Raw genomic sequence first — 15,960 nt, 5'->3', positions numbered from 1 at the left:
ATTGAAAAGCGTCAGGCGCCCGGGCCATGGCTAGGGCGCCCAGTAGATCTCCACTGGCGTGCGCGGCTGTTGCAGCACCGCGCTCACCGGCCGGCGCGACGGATCGGGTTCGGCAAGGGCGGCCTCCAGCACCGCGCGCTTGGTTTCGCCCTCGATGTGCAGCACCAGCAGCCGGGTGTCGAGCAAAAGCGGCAACGTCAGGGTGATGCGCGGCTCGCCGGCGCCCTGGGCGCGCATGGGCACGACCAGGGCCGGGTTGTCCGGATCCAGCGCCTCGGCCAGGCGGTCGCCGCCGGGAAAGAACGAGGCGGTGTGGCCGTCCTCGCCCATGCCGAGTACCACCACGTCGAACGGGCGCGGCAGCGCCGCGATGCGTCGGCGCGCCTCGGCACAGCCGGCCTCGGGCGTCTCGGCGCCGGTGTAGAGCGGCACGAAAGTGGCCGCCGCCGCCGGCCCTTTCAGCAGATGCCGTTTCACCAGCCGGGCATTGGATCGCTCGCTGGCTTCGTCCACCCAACGCTCGTCGACCAGGGTCACCGTGACCCTGGCCCAGTCCAGCGCCCTGTGTGAGAGCTCCTCGAAAAAACGCACCGGCGTGCTGCCACCGGACACCGCCAGCACGGCCTGCCCGCGTGCGGACACGCCTTCGCGCAGGGTGGCCTCGACACGCTCGGCCAGTGCGCGGGCCAGGCTTTCGGGGTCGGCATAGGTGTGCCGGCGGATGTGATCGGCGGACATGGCTCATCACCTCATCGGGCTGAAGGGGGTGTTGCGGCGTCATTCGCTGTCTTCGTTCCAGGTGCGGCCGTCGCGCTCGATCAGCGCCACGGCCGCGGTCGGACCCCAGCTGCCGGCGGCATAGGGCCGCGGCGCCTCGCCGCTGGCCGCCCAGGCGGCAAGGATGGGATCGGCCCAGCGCCAGGCTGCCTCGACCTCGTCGCGGCGCATGAACAGGGTGGGATTGCCGCGCACCACGTCCAGCAACAGGCGTTCGTAGGCATCGGGCTGCTGCACGCCGAAGGCCTCGGCGAAACTCATGTCCAGCGGCACGTGGCGCAGTCGCAGGCCGCCAGGACCCGGGTGCTTGATGGTGAGCCACAGCTTCACCCCCTCGTCCGGCTGCAGCCTGAGGACCAGACGGTTCTGCGCCAGCGGCACGGTGGCGTCGAAGATGGAATGCGGCACCGACTTGAATGCCACCACGATCTCCGACACCCGCTGCGCCAGACGCTTGCCGGTGCGCAGGTAGAACGGCACCCCGGCCCAGCGCCAGTTGCCGATCTCGGCCTTGAGCGCGACGAAGGTTTCGGTATCGCTCGGCTTGCCGCCGAGGTCCTCCTGATAGCCCGGCACCTTCTGGCCGTCGACCACGCCGGCGCGGTACTGGCCGCGCACCGTGAGCTGCATGGCGTTGCGCCCGTCGATGGGTTTGAGGGCGTGCAGCACCTTGAGCTTCTCGTCGCGCACCGCATCCGGCGACAGCGAGGCCGGCGGCTCCATCGCCACCATGCACAGGAGCTGCAGCATGTGGTTCTGGACCATGTCGCGCAGGGCGCCGGAACGGTCGTAATAAGCACCGCGCCGGCCCACACCGAGCGTCTCGGCCACGGTGATCTGCACGTGATCGATGTGGCCTGCGTTCCACAGCGGCTCGAACAGGGCATTGCCGAAGCGCAGCACCAGCAGGTTCTGCACCGTCTCCTTGCCGAGGTAATGGTCGATGCGGAAGATCTGCGACTCGTCGAACACCCGGCCGACCGCATCGTTGATATGGCTGGCGCTGGCCAGATCGTGGCCGATCGGCTTTTCCAGCACCACGCGCGACTGGCCGCGATTGAGGCCGTGGCTGCCCAAGCGGTTGCAGATGTCCTCGAACAGCTCCGGCGACGTGGAAAGGTAGAACACCCGCACGTGGCCGGGCTCGGCATCGAGCATCTCGGCAAATGCCTGCCAGCCGTCGTCCTTGCGCGCATCCAGCGGGCGGTAGTGCAGCAGCTTGAGGAACGCATCGAGTTGCGGCCGCTCGCCCAGCGCCTCGCGCGCATGGGCGCGATAGCCGTCGTCGTCCAGCTGCTCGCGGGCCACGCCGATGACGCGCGTTCCTTCGGGAATCTGACCGTCGACATAGCGGTGCAGCAGCGCGGGCAGCAGCTTGCGCATGGCAAGGTCGCCGGTGCCGCCGAAGATCACCAGATCGAAGGGGTCGACATGCGAAGCGGGACTGTTCATGCATTCACCTGCGCAGGGCCTGGACGCGGATAGGGCTTGGCATCATACCACTGCAATACCATAAGACCAGCCCATGGCAATCTGTGAGGCTTGCCTCCACAGCACCAACTGTAGCCATATTGGTCTTCCGAAATTGCCTTGGCGGACGGCGGGTTGTGCAACTGGAATGCGACTGGTATGGTTTTTGGCATGGAATCCATCCTGAATCAGGAATATCGCCGGCTCTGTGACGAGTCACCTTCGCAGCCTCTGGTGTACTTGAGGCTGCGGCAGGCGATCCGCAACGTGATCGATCGGCGCGAGATCGAGCCCGGCCATGCCCTGCCGAGCGAGCGCGAGCTGGCGCAGAGCCTGGGCATCTCGCGGGTGACCGTGCGCAAGGCCCTTGCCGGCCTGGTCGAGGAGGGCTTGCTCACCCAGCGCCACGGCGCCGGCACCTTCGTCGCCGAACGCATCGTCAAGCCGATCTCGCGGCTGACCAGCTTCACCGAGGATCTGCGCGCCCGCGGGCTCAATCCGCGATCGGAATTCTTCGAGCGGGGCATCGGCGAGGTCACGCCGGAAGAGGCGATGGCGATGAACCTGTCGCCCGGCACCGCCGTGGTCCGGCTGCATCGCGTGCGCTACGCCGGCGACGAGCCGCTGGCGATCGAGCGCAGCGTGGTGCCGGCCAGCGCGCTGCCCGACCCGTCGCTGGTGCGCGATTCGCTCTACGAGGCGTTGGAGGCGCGTGGCTGTCGACCCCGTCGCGCCCTGCAGCGGCTGCGGGCCGTCCTGCTCACCGCCCAGCACGCCCATCTGCTGCACGTCTCGCCCGGCAGCGCGGGCCTGGCCATCGAACGCCGCAGCTTCCTGGACGATGGCCGCATCGTCGAATTCACCAGCTCATGGTACCGGGGCGACGTTTACGACTTCGTCGCGGAGTTGCATGCGGAGTGAGCTCCATCAATCAAGAATTTCATTTATAAAATCGTCTAGATGTGAGGCGTAATTCATCCAACTATTGGAGTTTCGGTTATGGATGGACTCCCGAACCTGTACGCTGCTTGGAGTGGCAACCGGTGATTGGTTGAGTTCAGGATGCAGACAGTTATCCTCAAACGGCAGTCGGCAATATGCGAGTATTGAAGAGATGGTTTTGTTGGGGGCGGTGACAAGATCGCTATAATTGATTTCCAGAATTTCTTGATCCATGCGTCGGCGCCACGCCGAGGAAATTTTTTTATATTGCCCATAATAATGTGCAAGGGCCTTGAGGTCATAGCTGTAAGATGATGCGTTTCCAAAGAAAGCCTTATAATTCGAAAAACATGTATCTATGGGGTCGCGAATAATATGTATTATGGGGGCATCGGGAAATGTGGCGCGAATGAATGGAAGTAGCTGCAAATTTGCAGGCAGTTTATCGATGTAAAAATCCTTGCCTTGGGCAAGCCACTGTGTATTGTGCAGGTAACGCCATGCTAGTTCTGGGTAGTCAATATGCGCGGCACGCCTTATTACTTCCAGCATGCTTTTGTTCGCGGCGGGTATTACGTCAGCCACCCAATGCAATTGGCGCCAAAACTCGATGAGTTCCCCTGCGGACTGAACCTGCGAATGACTGGAAAGAATGCGGTCCAGTAATGTGGTGCCGGACCTTGGCATGCCAACGATGAAAATAGGCATTGGGCCTGAGTGCCTTGCAATATTTTTTTGTTCGATGCGAGGCATATTGATCAAGGCGTCGGTCATGTCCTCCTCAGCAACCTTATTGTAAGGATTCAGTCCGTGCATAATCTGATTGCATTCCGAAAGTGCCTGCCAGGCGCGATCGTAGGAGCCTAGGTCATCGTAGCTTTTGAACAATGCATGTTTGTACTGCGCCATATCGAAACTTGTTCTTGCAGAGGCGTTCTTCTCGAGTGTGTCTAGGCCGATATTTATAAGATCGAGGTGGTTTTTTTCGAGGGTTTGCTTTTTAAGATTAACCAAAAGCGTAATGGCGTCGCCATGCACTGGCCAGGCATCGAAACAGCGGATTATAATCGATTCAGCTCCTTCAATGTCGCCTGTAAATTGCAAAAGCATGGCGTGAAGGTGAAATAACTTTGGCGACATCGCGCCGGTAGCTATGATCTTTTTCGTAAGGGAAAGGGCTTTATTGATTTCACCAAGCATGAAATATATGTGAGCCAGTGCCAGCATCAGTCCAGGGGGCGGGATCGAGGCGCCAGCAATAAAATCCAGGCAATATCGAGCGTGTTTTATTTCACCTCGTGCGATCAAGTGCTGAATCAATGCCATGACCAGCGGAGCATTTTTTGGGAGTCGCTGAGTCGCTGTAAGCAATGGAGCGCTTGATGCCTTAAAATGCCCTGCGCTGAACAAAACATCGGCTATGAGAATATTGGATTCTGCATCAAAAGGATCTTTTTGTAAGCATTCGGTTAATAATCGCAATGCGCTGTCCCATTCTTTTCTCTCGATGGCAATTCTGGCCTTATCCAATATCGTCATAGTCGGGATCGCATGTAGGCTTTGTGCGGGTTGTATCGAATAAAAAAGGAGGCCCTAAGGCCTCCTTTTGTTTCGCTCAAGAAGCCACGACGTCAATAGTCGTACGAAACTGAGAGACGTACATAGCGTGCATCTTCAAAATAAACTGGCGCATGGAATGTATTACTGACGTAACCCGGATCAGTCAGCTCCATTTGTGGATCTGTTTGCGTGGCTTTTTGCTCATTAAAGACGTTGAAGACGTCAACATTGAAAGCCAGCTTATGATCTGCAAAGGCCGGCGCATAACGTACGCTCAGGTTGAGAGGTTTCGTCCACGGTGTGTGTTTGTAACCGGGGTGAACGATTTTACCGCCGCACCAGTGGTAATTGCCGCCGTAGCCACTGGGGTCATCCGTGCCATGCGGACCGTAATAACCAAGACATTCTTCGGGTACGCCGGACTGTGCCAGTAGCATGCCAGAAATCAGCCATTCCGGAGTCACTTGGTATGCGCCGCGGAAGCGGAATTGATGCTTACGAACGTTAAAGAGCTCACCATTTTGACCTTGCATCAACTGCCAGCTATCCCAATCCTCGGTCTTCGATACGTCTTGCTGACCGAAGTCGGAACGGACTTGCCCTTCAGTATTACCGAAGCCGCGAGTGAACGTGTAATCAAAACGGGCTTGCCATTTGCCGTCGAATGGATGTTCCAGATACAGATTCAGTGAGCCGATTTTCCGCTTGACTCCCTGGGTATATCCCCAATCGGAGGCATGCATGGGTACGAGGACGCTGCTCTTGCCGTCGTTGGAAACAACGAGCATGTTATTGGTTTTGCCCGGGTTGATCAGTCGACAATAAGCGGGTCCATAAATGGAGTCCGAATAATTGTCAGGATTCAAACCCATTTTGGTCATTTTCTCGGCTATCAAATAAGCCGAGCACTCGTCATCGATAGCTTGTTTGAGGTCACGCCACGTGCCTTTGGCACCGTAAACCCAGTCTTCTCCTAGTTGTTTGTCGAAGCCGAGGATGTATTCGTCAAGATATTCCGGCTTCAGATTGCGAGCAGTTACCTGCTTCGGATCCTTCGGTAGACCGAATTCTCCATCAGGCGAAAGTACCCCTGTGAGGGGAGTCAGTCCCTGAGGTATACCATTGGTATCGATGCTGGTATAGGAATAAGTCGTGTAGGTGTATGTCGATATGTTGGCTGCGCGTTCAGCCGCATTGTCAGGCAACGCCAGATAATACCTGCCGGCATTGCCGTAGACTTTCAACGTCGAATCGCCGAAGACATCCCAGCTGGCTCCAATGCGGGGTTCCCACTGGTTTTTCTCATCAACGAAGGCAATGCCACGATCGTTATAGTTGGTGAAATGATCGTTGCGAACGCCCACTTTTAGCAGAAAACTGGGTGTTATTTGCCATGTGTCTTGTGCATAGTAGGCTTTTTGGCGCATGGTCATGCTGGTTTCCCAGCCGATGCTGTATTTGCGCACGGTGCCATTGGCACGATATTGCCAGAAATAATCTATGCTTGGATCCCATGGATTGTACTGAGTGGGTCCTTGGTTGTGGGCTTTGTAGTACATATTATCTATGCCCACTGCAAGATCATGATCACCGAGTTTGTAATCAAGGTCGACACGTAAGCCATGAGTACCGTTGCGCGCATCATCGGAATACCACTGACGATTAGTTTGCGCATTATTGACTCCTGTGACGGGATCGGCACCTGGGGGCAATTTGCTAGGATCTTGCAACTCGGGATAGCGAATATAAGGCAATGTGCTGTGATTGCCGTAGTAAGTTGGATTTTGGAACTTGGCCTTTCCGTATAGGATACTCAACGTAAGGTCGTCAGTAATATAGCTGGTGTAGTGGCCAATAAAGAATTCGGCATTGTCTTTTTGTTCGTCCGAAGGAAAGAGATATGCGCCGGACTTGAGGGTGTTATAATCGAAACTGTAAATGGAGCCCTTATTGGTGGTCTGGTTGTTTTTGAGGTAGGTGAACTCGAATATATTGCTGTCTGTAATGTTCCAGTCGATCTTGCCGTAGAACTTGGTATCCGTGTCTTCCGAATGGGTGATGTTTTTTGCTGTATCAAAGCCCGTGGTAGTGTAATTGTCCTTGGTGGTATCAACGGCCAGGAACATGAACAATTTGTCTTTGATCAGTGGTCCCCCCAAATAGGCCGAGTATACAGTCTCCCACTTCTTGTCATCCTCGCGATAACGATGCAGTCTGGTGCCCAATGTGGGATCTGCGACTTGATAAGTCAGTTCATCCGTCGGTGCGGGCAGTGCGGGATTGACGTAATGAATATTGCGCGGGTTAGCCTGCAGGAATTTGGGTTGCCATAAAACCTGAGCACCAAAGTGCCAATCATTCGTACCGCGTTTGCCGACCTGATTGATGACGCCGCCGTCGGAGCGGCCGTACTTGGCATCATATCCACCCGTCAAGGTTTCCTGCTGCTCAATGGCGCCGTAGGGAAGCTGGAAGCCGCCAATATTCCGGTAGGGCTCGCCAGTATTGTAACCGTTGACGTAGTAAGCATTCTCAGAAACGCTGGAACCGCCGAAGGCTACGGCATTGGCAAAGTAACCGCTGCCTTGTACGGCGCCAGGTGCAAGCAGGGCAATGGCTTCGGCGCTGCGGTCGAGCGGCAATCTGGCCAGATCGGCGGCCGTGATGATCGTGCTTGAATTGACGCTGGAAACGTCAATCGGCGGCATGGCATTTGCCGACACCGTTACCGCACCTAGTTGTGTGCTTTGGGTGGGTGAGGCCGCGGTAAAATTGATACCCGTTGAGCCGCCCGAAGAAACGCGCACCCCTTCCTGCGTGCTGATGACTGCCCCATCACGCTTAAGCGAGACGGTATAGGTGCCGACCGGAAGATTATCGACCCTGTAGCGTCCGGTATTATCGACTTGCACCTCGCGAGAAAGACCGGTGGCGCTTGTGATTACGACGGTTTCACCGGGCGCCGCGGGTGCCTGGCCGGCTATGGATCCCGTGGTGGACTGTGCGTACGCCGTGGCGCCGAAGCCGAGACCCACGGCGATCGCGAGCGCGGTTCGACGCAGCGGCATGGTCTTGGTGTTTTTACCCATGGAAAATCTCCCCAAAATTGAACATGGCACGCTGAACGTGCCTCGCGGATGCGCCGTGAGCTCGCGCTGTTCCTGCGGCCCGGCCTTTGCACGTGCCTAACACACCCTTTTGGCACGTACGTTACGTAACGGTAGGCCCCCCTCTGGAGGCTGTCAACGTTTTTTTAGCACTTGCCTGACGCCCGCGCCTCGGGGACCCGCATCGACGACCCGCGGTCGTCGGGCCGCCACCGGACTTGCGGCACATGCCGGCCGGCGGCCGATGCGGCATAAGGCGTCATGAACCTGTTCGCGCCGATGATCCGCCGTCCGATCGGCACCTCGCTGCTGGCCATCGGCCTGGGCATCGCGGGGGTGTGGGCCTATCTGCTGCTGGGGGTGGCGGCCTTTCCATCGATCGAGTTCCCCTTCATCGGCGTGTTCGCGCAGTTGCCGGGAGCCAGTGCGCAGACCATGGCGAGCACGGTGGTCGGGCCGCTGGAGCGGCACCTGGGTCGCATTCCCGGCGTGGCCCACCTTTCCTCCACCGCCACCGAGGGCGGCGCGCAGATCGGCCTGCAGTTCGACCTGGGCCGCAGCCCCGACCAGGCCGCGCGCGACGTGCAGGCGGCGATCAACGCCGCGGCGGCCGACCTGCCCTCGGGCATGCCCAGCCCGCCCAGCTATTTCAAGGCGGACAGTTCGCAGATCCCGGTCCTGCTGGTGGCCTTGAGTTCGACCAGCCTGCCGCCGGAGCGGCTCTATGACCTCACCGACACGCTGCTCAAGCCGGCGGTGGCGCAGATTCCCGGCGTGGCGCAGGTGCAGATCGGTGGCGGCACGCCGCGCGCGATCCGCATCGCGCTCAATACCGGCGCGCTGGCGCATGCCGGCATCACCGCCAACGACGTCGCCAACGCGCTGCGTGCGGCCAACGTCACCGCCCCGCAGGGGACGCTGAGCAACGGCATCACCCAGGTGACGCTGCTGGCCAACGATGCGCTGCACGATGCGCGGGATTTCGCCGATCTTGTCATCGCCAGCCGCGCGGGTACGCCGGTGCGGCTGGCGGACGTGGCCACCATCGACGAGGGTCAGGAGGATCGCTATGCGGCCGCCTGGTTCAACGGCCGCCGGGCGGTGCTGCTGCAGGTCAGCAAGCGCAACGACGCCAATGCGGTGGCGACGGTGGCCGCCATCCGCGAACGCCTGCCGGCGTTGCAGCGTCTGTTGCCGGCGGACGTGGCCATCACGCCGATCTTCGACCTTACGCCGACCACGGTGTCGGCGCTGCACGAGGTGGAGGTGGCGTTGCTGATGAGCGTGGTCATGGTGGCGCTGGTGATGCTGGTGTTCCTGCGCCGCACGCGGCCCACGGTGATCGCCATGTTCAGCGTGCCGCTGTCGCTGGCCGGGGCGATGGTGACGATGTGGCTGTTCGGCTTCACGCTGAACATCTTTTCGCTGGTGGCGCTGGTGCTGTGCGTGGGCTTCGTCGTCGACGATGCGATCGTGGTGATCGAGAACATCGTGCGCCACATGGAAGAAGGCCTGCCGGCGGTGCCGGCGGCGGTGATCGGCGTGCGCGAGATCGGCTTCACCGTCGTCTCGATCACGCTGTCGCTGATCGCGGTGTTCGCGCCGATGGTGTTCGGCCACAACGTGTTCGTCATGCTGATGCGCGAGTTCTCCGTCACCCTGGTGGCGACCATCGTCATCTCGGCGCTGGTGTCGCTGACGCTGACGCCGGCCCTGTGCGGACACTGGCTCGCCGCCGGGCCAAGCGACGCCGAGTCCGGCCGGCTCGCGCGCTGGGCGCAACGCTTCGACGCGGGTTGTCTGCACCTGTACGAGCGCGCGTTGACCTGGGCCATGCGGCATCGGCGGCTGATGCGCTGGCAGGCGCCGATCCTGCTGCTGATGACCCTGCTGCTGGCGGTGCTCGTGGTCAGGACGGCCGGCGGCGGGTTGATGCCGCGCGAGGACACCGGGCTCATTCAGGCGCACATCAGCGCCGATGCCAACGTGTCGCCCCGGCTTCTGGCCCGGCGCACGCAGGAGATCGCCGCGGTGTTCGGCGCCGATCCGGCGGTGCTGGACGTCTCCGCCTTTCTGGGCGGCAACATCGGCGCGGTCGGCAACACCGCCGACCTGTTCGTCGACCTCAAGCCGCGGGGTGACGGCGCCGGCCAGCGCCGTGAGTCGGCGCAGGCGGTGGTCGATCGGCTGGGCGAGCGCTTCAAGGCGCTGCCCGATCTCGATGTCGCGGTGAGCGCGGTGCAGTTCATCAATGGCGGCGGCGGCGGAGGAGGCGGCCGCCAGGGCCAGTACAGCTTCCAGCTCGACAGCATCGACGGCACGCCGCTGCAGCAGCCCACGCTGGCGCTGGCGCGGGTGATGCGCGGGATGCCGCAGTTCCGCGACGTCGGCAGCAGCTTCGACAGCATCGGCAAGCAGTGGCGGCTCGACGTCGATCGGCAGCGCGCCGCACGCCTGCAGGTGGGCATGGGCCAGATCGACGAGGCGCTGCTGGACGCCTTCGGACAGAGCTTCGCCTCCACCGTGTATACCGACATCAACGCCTACCGCGTCGTGCTCGCCTCGACCAAGGCCGACAGCGCGAGCCCCGAGGCGTTGCTCAACACCTACGTGCGCAACGCGCAGGGGCTGATGATCCCGCTCTCGGCCATGGCCCGGCTGCGCGCGGCCATCGCGCCGGTCAGCATCGAGCACTACGACCAGATCGAGGCCGCCTCGGTCAGCTACAACCTGGCCGACGGGGTGACGCCGGCCGAGGGCATGCAGCGGATCGAGCAGGCGATGCTGGCCGCGCACCTGCCGCCCGGCGTGCGCAAGCGCTACACGGGGGAGAACCAGAATCTGGTCGAGGCGCTCGGCCACGCGCTGCTGCTGTTCGGCGCGGTGATCGCGGCGATGTATCTCGTGCTCGGCGTGCTCTACGAAAGCCTGGTCCACCCGCTGACCATTCTTTCGACGCTGCCGGCGGCCGGCATGGGCGCCTTCCTGGCGATGCTGATCACGCACACCCAGCTCACCCTGATGTCGGTGATCGCGGTGTTGATGCTGATCGGCATCGTGAAGAAAAACGCGATCCTGATGGTGGATTTCGCCCTGGTCGCCGAGCGTGAGCAGGGGCTCGACCCGCCGACGGCGATCATGCAGGCCGCGCGGGTGCGGTTCCGGCCGATCACCATGACCACCCTGGTGGCGATGGGCGCGGCGCTGCCGCTGGCGCTCGGTTTCGGCGCGGGTGCGGAGATGCGTCGACCGCTCGGCATTGCCATCCTCGGCGGCTTGCTGGTCTCCCAGCTGTTGACCCTGCTCAGCACGCCGGCGATGTACCTGTGGTTCCACGACCGACGCGAACGCAAGGCGGCCCGGCAGGCGCGACGGCAGGCGCGGGGCGTGCACCCTTCCTGAAAAAGGCCGATGCCGGTTGGCAGATAGACCAGCCTGACGCGGCGGCCGCGGTTTGCAGGCACCCATGCGTTGAATGGGTCGTGTGTCAACGTCTGGTCGGTTGCGGGTGCGGTCACCGCGTGGGTATGTCGACATTCCAAGCGCGGCTCGAGCACGCGCGCCGCCTGGAGGATGCGTGCTCGGCCTGGCCAGCGCAGACCCGGCTGCCGGTTCGATGAAGCGGCGCCGCCTGCGCGCGGCTCGGCTATGCTCATGGAAGTCCAGCCAGCCGGGGGCCGCAACCATGAGCCAGATCGCACCGAGTTACGTCAACGGGGCGAGCACCAAGCCGCTGCTCGGCGAGACCATGGGCACGCTGCTCGACCGCATCGCCGCCACCCATCCGGACCGCCCCGCGCTCATCGTGCGGGCGCAGCATGTGCGGCTGGACTACCGCGCTTTTCATGCCGAGGTCGAACGCGTCGCCGCCGGCCTGCTGGCGCTCGGGCTCGATCCGGGTGACCGCATCGGCATCTGGGCGCCCAACCGCGCCGAATGGGTGGTGCTGCAGTTCGCCGCGCCCAAGGCCGGGCTGATCCTGGTCAACATCAATCCGGCCTACCGCACCCACGAGCTCGAATACGCGCTCAAGCAGGTCGGCTGCCGTGCGCTGGTGCTGTCGCGGCGTTTCAAGACCTCGCATTACCTGGAGCTGCTGACCGAGCTCGCGCCCGAACTGCCGGCGGCAGCACCCGGCCGGCTGCGCGCCGCGCGGCTGCCGGACCTGCGCGAGGTGATCCTGCTCGACGAGGAGGCCGCGCCGGGCACGCGGGCCTGGCACGAGCTCGGCGCGCTGGCCGATGCCCCGGCCTATGCGCGGCTGCGCCAGGTCGAGGCCGATCTTTCCTTCGACGACCCGGTCAACATCCAGTTCACCTCCGGCACCACCGGCTCGCCCAAGGGCGCCACGCTCACCCACCACAACATCGTCAACAACGGCTTTTTCGTCGGCGAGGGCATGCACCTCACCCCGGCCGACCGCCTGTGCATCCCGGTGCCGTTCTACCACTGCTTCGGCATGGTGCTCGGCAACATGGCCTGCGTCACCCATGGCGCCTGCATGGTGATCCCGGGCGAGGGTTTCGATCCGGAAACCACGCTGGAAACGGTGGCGGCCGAGCGCTGCACCGGCCTGCACGGCGTGCCGACGATGTTCATCGCCGAGCTCGAGCATCCGCGCTTCCGCCAGTTCGATCTGTCCAGCCTGCGCACCGGCATCATGGCCGGCTCGCCGTGTCCGGAAGAGATCATGCGGCGGGTGGTCAACGAGATGCACATGAGCGAGGTGACCATCTGCTACGGCATGACCGAAACCAGCCCGGTGAGCTTCCAGACCGTGCCAGAGGATCCGCTGGAACGCCGGGTGGACAGCGTCGGCCGCGTCCATCCGCACCTCGAGGTCAAGCTCGTCGACGAGAGCGGGCACATCGTGCCGCGCGGCGTCACCGGCGAGCTGTGCACGCGCGGCTATTCGGTGATGCGCGGTTACTGGCAGGACCCGGAGCGCACCCGCGAGGTGCTCGACGAGGCACGCTGGATGCACACCGGCGACCTCGCCACCATCGACGAGGACGGCTATTGCCGCATCGTCGGTCGGCTGAAGGACATGATCATCCGCGGCGGCGAGAACGTCTATCCGCGCGAGATCGAGGAGTTCCTCTACACCCATCCGCACGTGCTGGACGTGCAGGTGTTCGGCGTGCCCGACCCCAAGTTCGGCGAGCAGGTCTGCGCCTGGGTCCAGTTGCGCGAGGGCGCGCAGGTCACCGAGGCCGAGATCCAGGACTACTGCCGGCACCGGCTGGCCTACTTCAAGGTGCCGCATTACGTGCGGTTCGTGGATGCCTTCCCGATGACGGTGACCGGCAAGGTGCAGAAATACCTGATGCGCCAGGCGATGGCCGAGGAACTCGCGCGGCGCAAGGAAGGGGCCGGGAAGGATTGAGCCGGGCGGCGCCGCCCAGCCCGGCGCTTAAGGCGAGGGGCGCTAGAACCGCCCGGCGGCCTTCAGCGCCTCGATCTCCTCGTCGGTGAACAGGCGCGAGCGGGTCAGGAAGCGCACGCCGCGGCCGTTTTCCAGCGAGAACATGCCGCCGCGCCCCGGCACCACGTCGATGATGAGCTGGGTGTGCTTCCAGTATTCGAACTGCGGCCTGCTGATGTAGAACGGCGCGCCGCCGATCTCGCCCAGCAGCACGTCGCCATCGCCGACCAGGAAGTCGCCCTGCGGATAGCACATCGGCGAGGAGCCGTCGCAGCAGCCGCCCGATTGATGGAACAGCAGCGGGCCGTATTCGCCGCGCAGCTCGCCGATCAGCGCCTCGGCGGCGGGTGTGGCGAGCACGCGGTCGGGTGCCTGGACGGTGTTCATGGTCTGGCTCAGTAACGGAAACCCTTGTGGATGGCGACGATGCCCTGGTTGAGGTTGCGCACCTCGACATGGTCGAAACCGGCGCGCGTCATCATCGCCTTGAGCGTCTCCTGGTCCGGATGCTTGCGGATCGACTCGGCGAGATAGCGATAGCTGTCCGCATCGCCGGCGAACACCTGGCCCAGGCGCGGCAGCACGGCGAAGGAGTGGAAGTCGTAGAGCTTGCCGAGCAGCTCGCCGCGCACGCGGCTGAACTCCAGGATCAGCGCGCGGCCGCCGGGCTTGAGCACGCGCCGGATCTCCGCCAGCGCCCGGTCCTTGTCGGTGACGTTGCGCAGGCCGAAGGCCATGGTCACCGCATCGAAACTCGCCTCCGGAAACGGCAGGCATTCGGCGTTGAGCTGGGCATAGGCCAGCCCGCCGACCAGACCACGGTCGGTGAGCCGGTCGCGGCCGATGCCGAGCATCGCCGCGTTGATGTCGCCGACGACGATCTGGCCGCGATCGCCCACCACGGGCTTGAGCAGCGCGGCGATGTCGCCGGTCCCGCCGGCCAGGTCGAGCACGCAATCGCCCGGGCGGATGCCGCTCACCGCGACGAAGTGGCGCTTCCACAGCCGGTGAATGCCGAACGACATCAGGTCGTTCATGAGGTCGTAGCGGCGCGCCACCGAGGTGAACACGCGCCCGACCAGCCGCTGTTTCTCCTGGACCGGCACCTCGCGGTAGCCGAAGTGGGTGGTGGCAGTCTCGGCGGAAGGGTGACCTGGCTTGTTCATGCGGCCCATGCTAGCCGATCATCGACGGACGCGTCCTTAAAAGAAGGTACTGGTGCTGCCTTGCTTGTGGCCCAAGCCGGTGCAAGACGTCGGCGCCATGGGACGACCCCGCACCTTTCACCGACATGGACCTTATGCACCGGCTTCAATCGGTGGTTGAGCCGGGCATTTTGTAGACCACGCCATCTTTCATGACGAAGTCCACTTTCTGCATCAAGGTGATGTCGTCGAGCGGATTACCGGGGACTGCCACCACGTCGGCCGTGAAACCTTCGGCGATGCGGCCGAGGGTGTCTTGCTGATGCAAAAGTTCAGCCGCATGGGTGGTGGCCGCCTGCAAGGCCGCGACCGGCGGTAGTCCAGCCTGGACCAGGTATTCGAATTCCTTGGCGTTCTGACCATGCGGATAGACCGCCGCGTCGGTACCGAAGGCGATACGTACGCCGGCGTGATAGGCCTTGCCCACGGTGGCTTGAATCGCAGGACCGACTAGGCGCGCCTTGGCCGCGACCTGCGATGGGTAATAGCCGGGTTTGGCGGCCATCGTCTCGACGTATTTGCCCGCGATGATGGTGGGGACATACCAAGTGCCATGCGCCTTCATGAGTCGCATGTCTTCCTCGCTCATGAAGGTGCCGTGCTCGATGGAATCCACGCCGGCCAGCACCGCCCGGCGGATCGCTTCGGCACCGTGGGCATGAGCGGCGACGGTGAAGCCGTAATCGTGTGCGGCATCGACCACGGCCTTGATCTCCTCCAGGGTCATTTGGGCGTTGTCCGCGCTGCGGCTTTCGTCCAAGACGCCGCCGGAAGGCATGATCTTGATGACGTCGGCGCCATCCTTGTAGTGCTGGCGCACGGCTTTTAAGGCATCGGCGGTACCGTTGATGATGCCGTCCTTGGGGCCCGGATCACCGGCGAGGTCGGCGCGATAACCATCGGTGGGATCGGCATGTCCTCCGGTCGAACCGATTGCCTTGCCCGCAGTGAAAATACGTGGACCGGGCACGATCCCCGCATTGATCGCGTTACGCAATGCGATGGACTCGTTGGCGCCATCACCCAGATTGCGCACCGTGGTGAAGCCAGCCAGCAAGGTACGGCGCGCGTAGACGGTGGCGCGAATGGCGTAATCGGCGACGTTCCAGCGGAATTGATCGGTATAGCCGGTGGGACTGGTCTCCGAGGTGAGATGGGTATGGGCATCGATGAGGCCGGGCAGACAGGTGGCGCCGGGAAGATCGACGCTGCGTACGTTGGCGTTGCCGCTCTGCAAGGTCGTTTCGTCGAGTCTGCCGGCCGCCACCTTTTGCACCTTGCCATTCGCGACGACCACGGTGGTTTCGCCCAGCAGTTTTCCGGCAGTGGGATCGAACAAATGTGCGCAATGCAACACGGTCAGATTCGGCTCTGCAGCCGCCACAGCGGGAAGGCCTGCCGCGACGAGTGCCAAGGCGAGACAGTGCAACGGCGTGACGAGATGGCGATGCGACATGCAAGGGTCCCCTTTAGG

General features: G+C 62.6%; 10 protein-coding genes. 3 read left to right on the top strand and 7 right to left on the bottom strand.

The features are described from left to right. Positions 1-30: 30 nt before the first annotated feature. Entirely contained in the window at positions 31-738 is a 708-nt protein-coding gene (gene pgl, locus ALSL_RS12860; protein WP_126539668.1) for a 6-phosphogluconolactonase, read from the bottom strand. Between the two features lie 39 nt (positions 739-777). Next, positions 778-2,229, bottom strand: coding sequence for a glucose-6-phosphate dehydrogenase (gene zwf / locus ALSL_RS12855; protein WP_126539666.1), 1,452 nt, complete (start codon positions 2,227-2,229; stop codon positions 778-780). 189 nt (positions 2,230-2,418) lie between these two features. Here zwf and ALSL_RS12850 point away from each other — a divergent pair, with 189 nt between their 5' ends. Next, on the top strand, positions 2,419-3,168 hold the full coding sequence (locus tag ALSL_RS12850; protein WP_126539664.1) for a GntR family transcriptional regulator: 750 nt from the start codon (positions 2,419-2,421) through the stop codon (positions 3,166-3,168). Between the two features lie 6 nt (positions 3,169-3,174). Here the strand turns inward: ALSL_RS12850 and ALSL_RS12845 are convergent, their stop codons facing one another. Together ALSL_RS12845 and ALSL_RS12840 are read right to left on the bottom strand one after the other, a co-directional pair. Beyond that, positions 3,175-4,728, bottom strand: a complete 1,554-nt coding sequence (locus ALSL_RS12845) for a tetratricopeptide repeat-containing sulfotransferase family protein (protein WP_126539662.1) — start codon at positions 4,726-4,728, stop codon at positions 3,175-3,177. A 92-nt stretch (positions 4,729-4,820) separates the two neighbouring features. Continuing rightward, positions 4,821-7,838: a TonB-dependent receptor gene (locus ALSL_RS12840; RefSeq protein WP_161970963.1), complete on the bottom strand. Its 3,018-nt coding sequence runs from the start codon at positions 7,836-7,838 to the stop codon at positions 4,821-4,823. 279 nt (positions 7,839-8,117) lie between these two features. Here ALSL_RS12840 and ALSL_RS12835 point away from each other — a divergent pair, with 279 nt between their 5' ends. Both ALSL_RS12835 and ALSL_RS12830 read left to right on the top strand, forming a co-directional pair. Next, positions 8,118-11,258, top strand: a complete 3,141-nt coding sequence (locus ALSL_RS12835) for an efflux RND transporter permease subunit (protein ID WP_126539660.1) — start codon at positions 8,118-8,120, stop codon at positions 11,256-11,258. 283 nt (positions 11,259-11,541) lie between these two features. Continuing rightward, positions 11,542-13,242 carry an AMP-binding protein gene (locus ALSL_RS12830; RefSeq protein WP_126539658.1) on the top strand — a complete coding sequence of 567 codons (1,701 nt, stop codon included), beginning with the start codon at positions 11,542-11,544 and terminating at the stop codon, positions 13,240-13,242. A gap of 42 nt (positions 13,243-13,284) precedes the next feature. Here the strand turns inward: ALSL_RS12830 and ALSL_RS12825 are convergent, their stop codons facing one another. The 3 genes from ALSL_RS12825 to ALSL_RS12815 form a co-directional block, all read right to left on the bottom strand. Then, complete coding sequence (locus ALSL_RS12825; protein ID WP_126539656.1) at positions 13,285-13,668, bottom strand: DUF779 domain-containing protein; 384 nt, start codon at positions 13,666-13,668, stop codon at positions 13,285-13,287. Between the two features lie 8 nt (positions 13,669-13,676). Continuing rightward, positions 13,677-14,447 (bottom strand): bifunctional demethylmenaquinone methyltransferase/2-methoxy-6-polyprenyl-1,4-benzoquinol methylase UbiE, encoded by a 771-nt coding sequence (gene ubiE, locus ALSL_RS12820; protein ID WP_126539654.1) that lies wholly within the window; start codon positions 14,445-14,447, stop codon positions 13,677-13,679. A 145-nt stretch (positions 14,448-14,592) separates the two neighbouring features. After that, positions 14,593-15,942 carry a metal-dependent hydrolase family protein gene (locus tag ALSL_RS12815; protein WP_126539652.1) on the bottom strand — a complete coding sequence of 450 codons (1,350 nt, stop codon included), beginning with the start codon at positions 15,940-15,942 and terminating at the stop codon, positions 14,593-14,595. Between the last annotated feature and the right edge of the window lie 18 nt (positions 15,943-15,960).

The organism is Aerosticca soli (genome assembly GCF_003967035.1).
GTDB lineage: Bacteria > Pseudomonadota > Gammaproteobacteria > Xanthomonadales > Rhodanobacteraceae > Aerosticca > Aerosticca soli.
This window is presented reverse-complemented; position numbering and strand designations above follow the sequence as displayed.

Coding starts and splice junctions, on each gene's coding strand:
- zwf (WP_126539666.1), bottom strand. CDS start 2,229: ATGAACAGTCCCGCTTCGCATGTCGACCCCTTCGATCTGGTGATCTTC.
- ALSL_RS12835 (WP_126539660.1), top strand. CDS start 8,118: ATGAACCTGTTCGCGCCGATGATCCGCCGTCCGATCGGCACCTCGCTG.
- ALSL_RS12850 (WP_126539664.1), top strand. CDS start 2,419: ATGGAATCCATCCTGAATCAGGAATATCGCCGGCTCTGTGACGAGTCA.
- ALSL_RS12840 (WP_161970963.1), bottom strand. CDS start 7,838: ATGGGTAAAAACACCAAGACCATGCCGCTGCGTCGAACCGCGCTCGCG.
- ALSL_RS12845 (WP_126539662.1), bottom strand. CDS start 4,728: ATGACGATATTGGATAAGGCCAGAATTGCCATCGAGAGAAAAGAATGG.
- pgl (WP_126539668.1), bottom strand. CDS start 738: ATGTCCGCCGATCACATCCGCCGGCACACCTATGCCGACCCCGAAAGC.
- ALSL_RS12815 (WP_126539652.1), bottom strand. CDS start 15,942: ATGTCGCATCGCCATCTCGTCACGCCGTTGCACTGTCTCGCCTTGGCA.
- ubiE (WP_126539654.1), bottom strand. CDS start 14,447: ATGAACAAGCCAGGTCACCCTTCCGCCGAGACTGCCACCACCCACTTC.
- ALSL_RS12825 (WP_126539656.1), bottom strand. CDS start 13,668: ATGAACACCGTCCAGGCACCCGACCGCGTGCTCGCCACACCCGCCGCC.
- ALSL_RS12830 (WP_126539658.1), top strand. CDS start 11,542: ATGAGCCAGATCGCACCGAGTTACGTCAACGGGGCGAGCACCAAGCCG.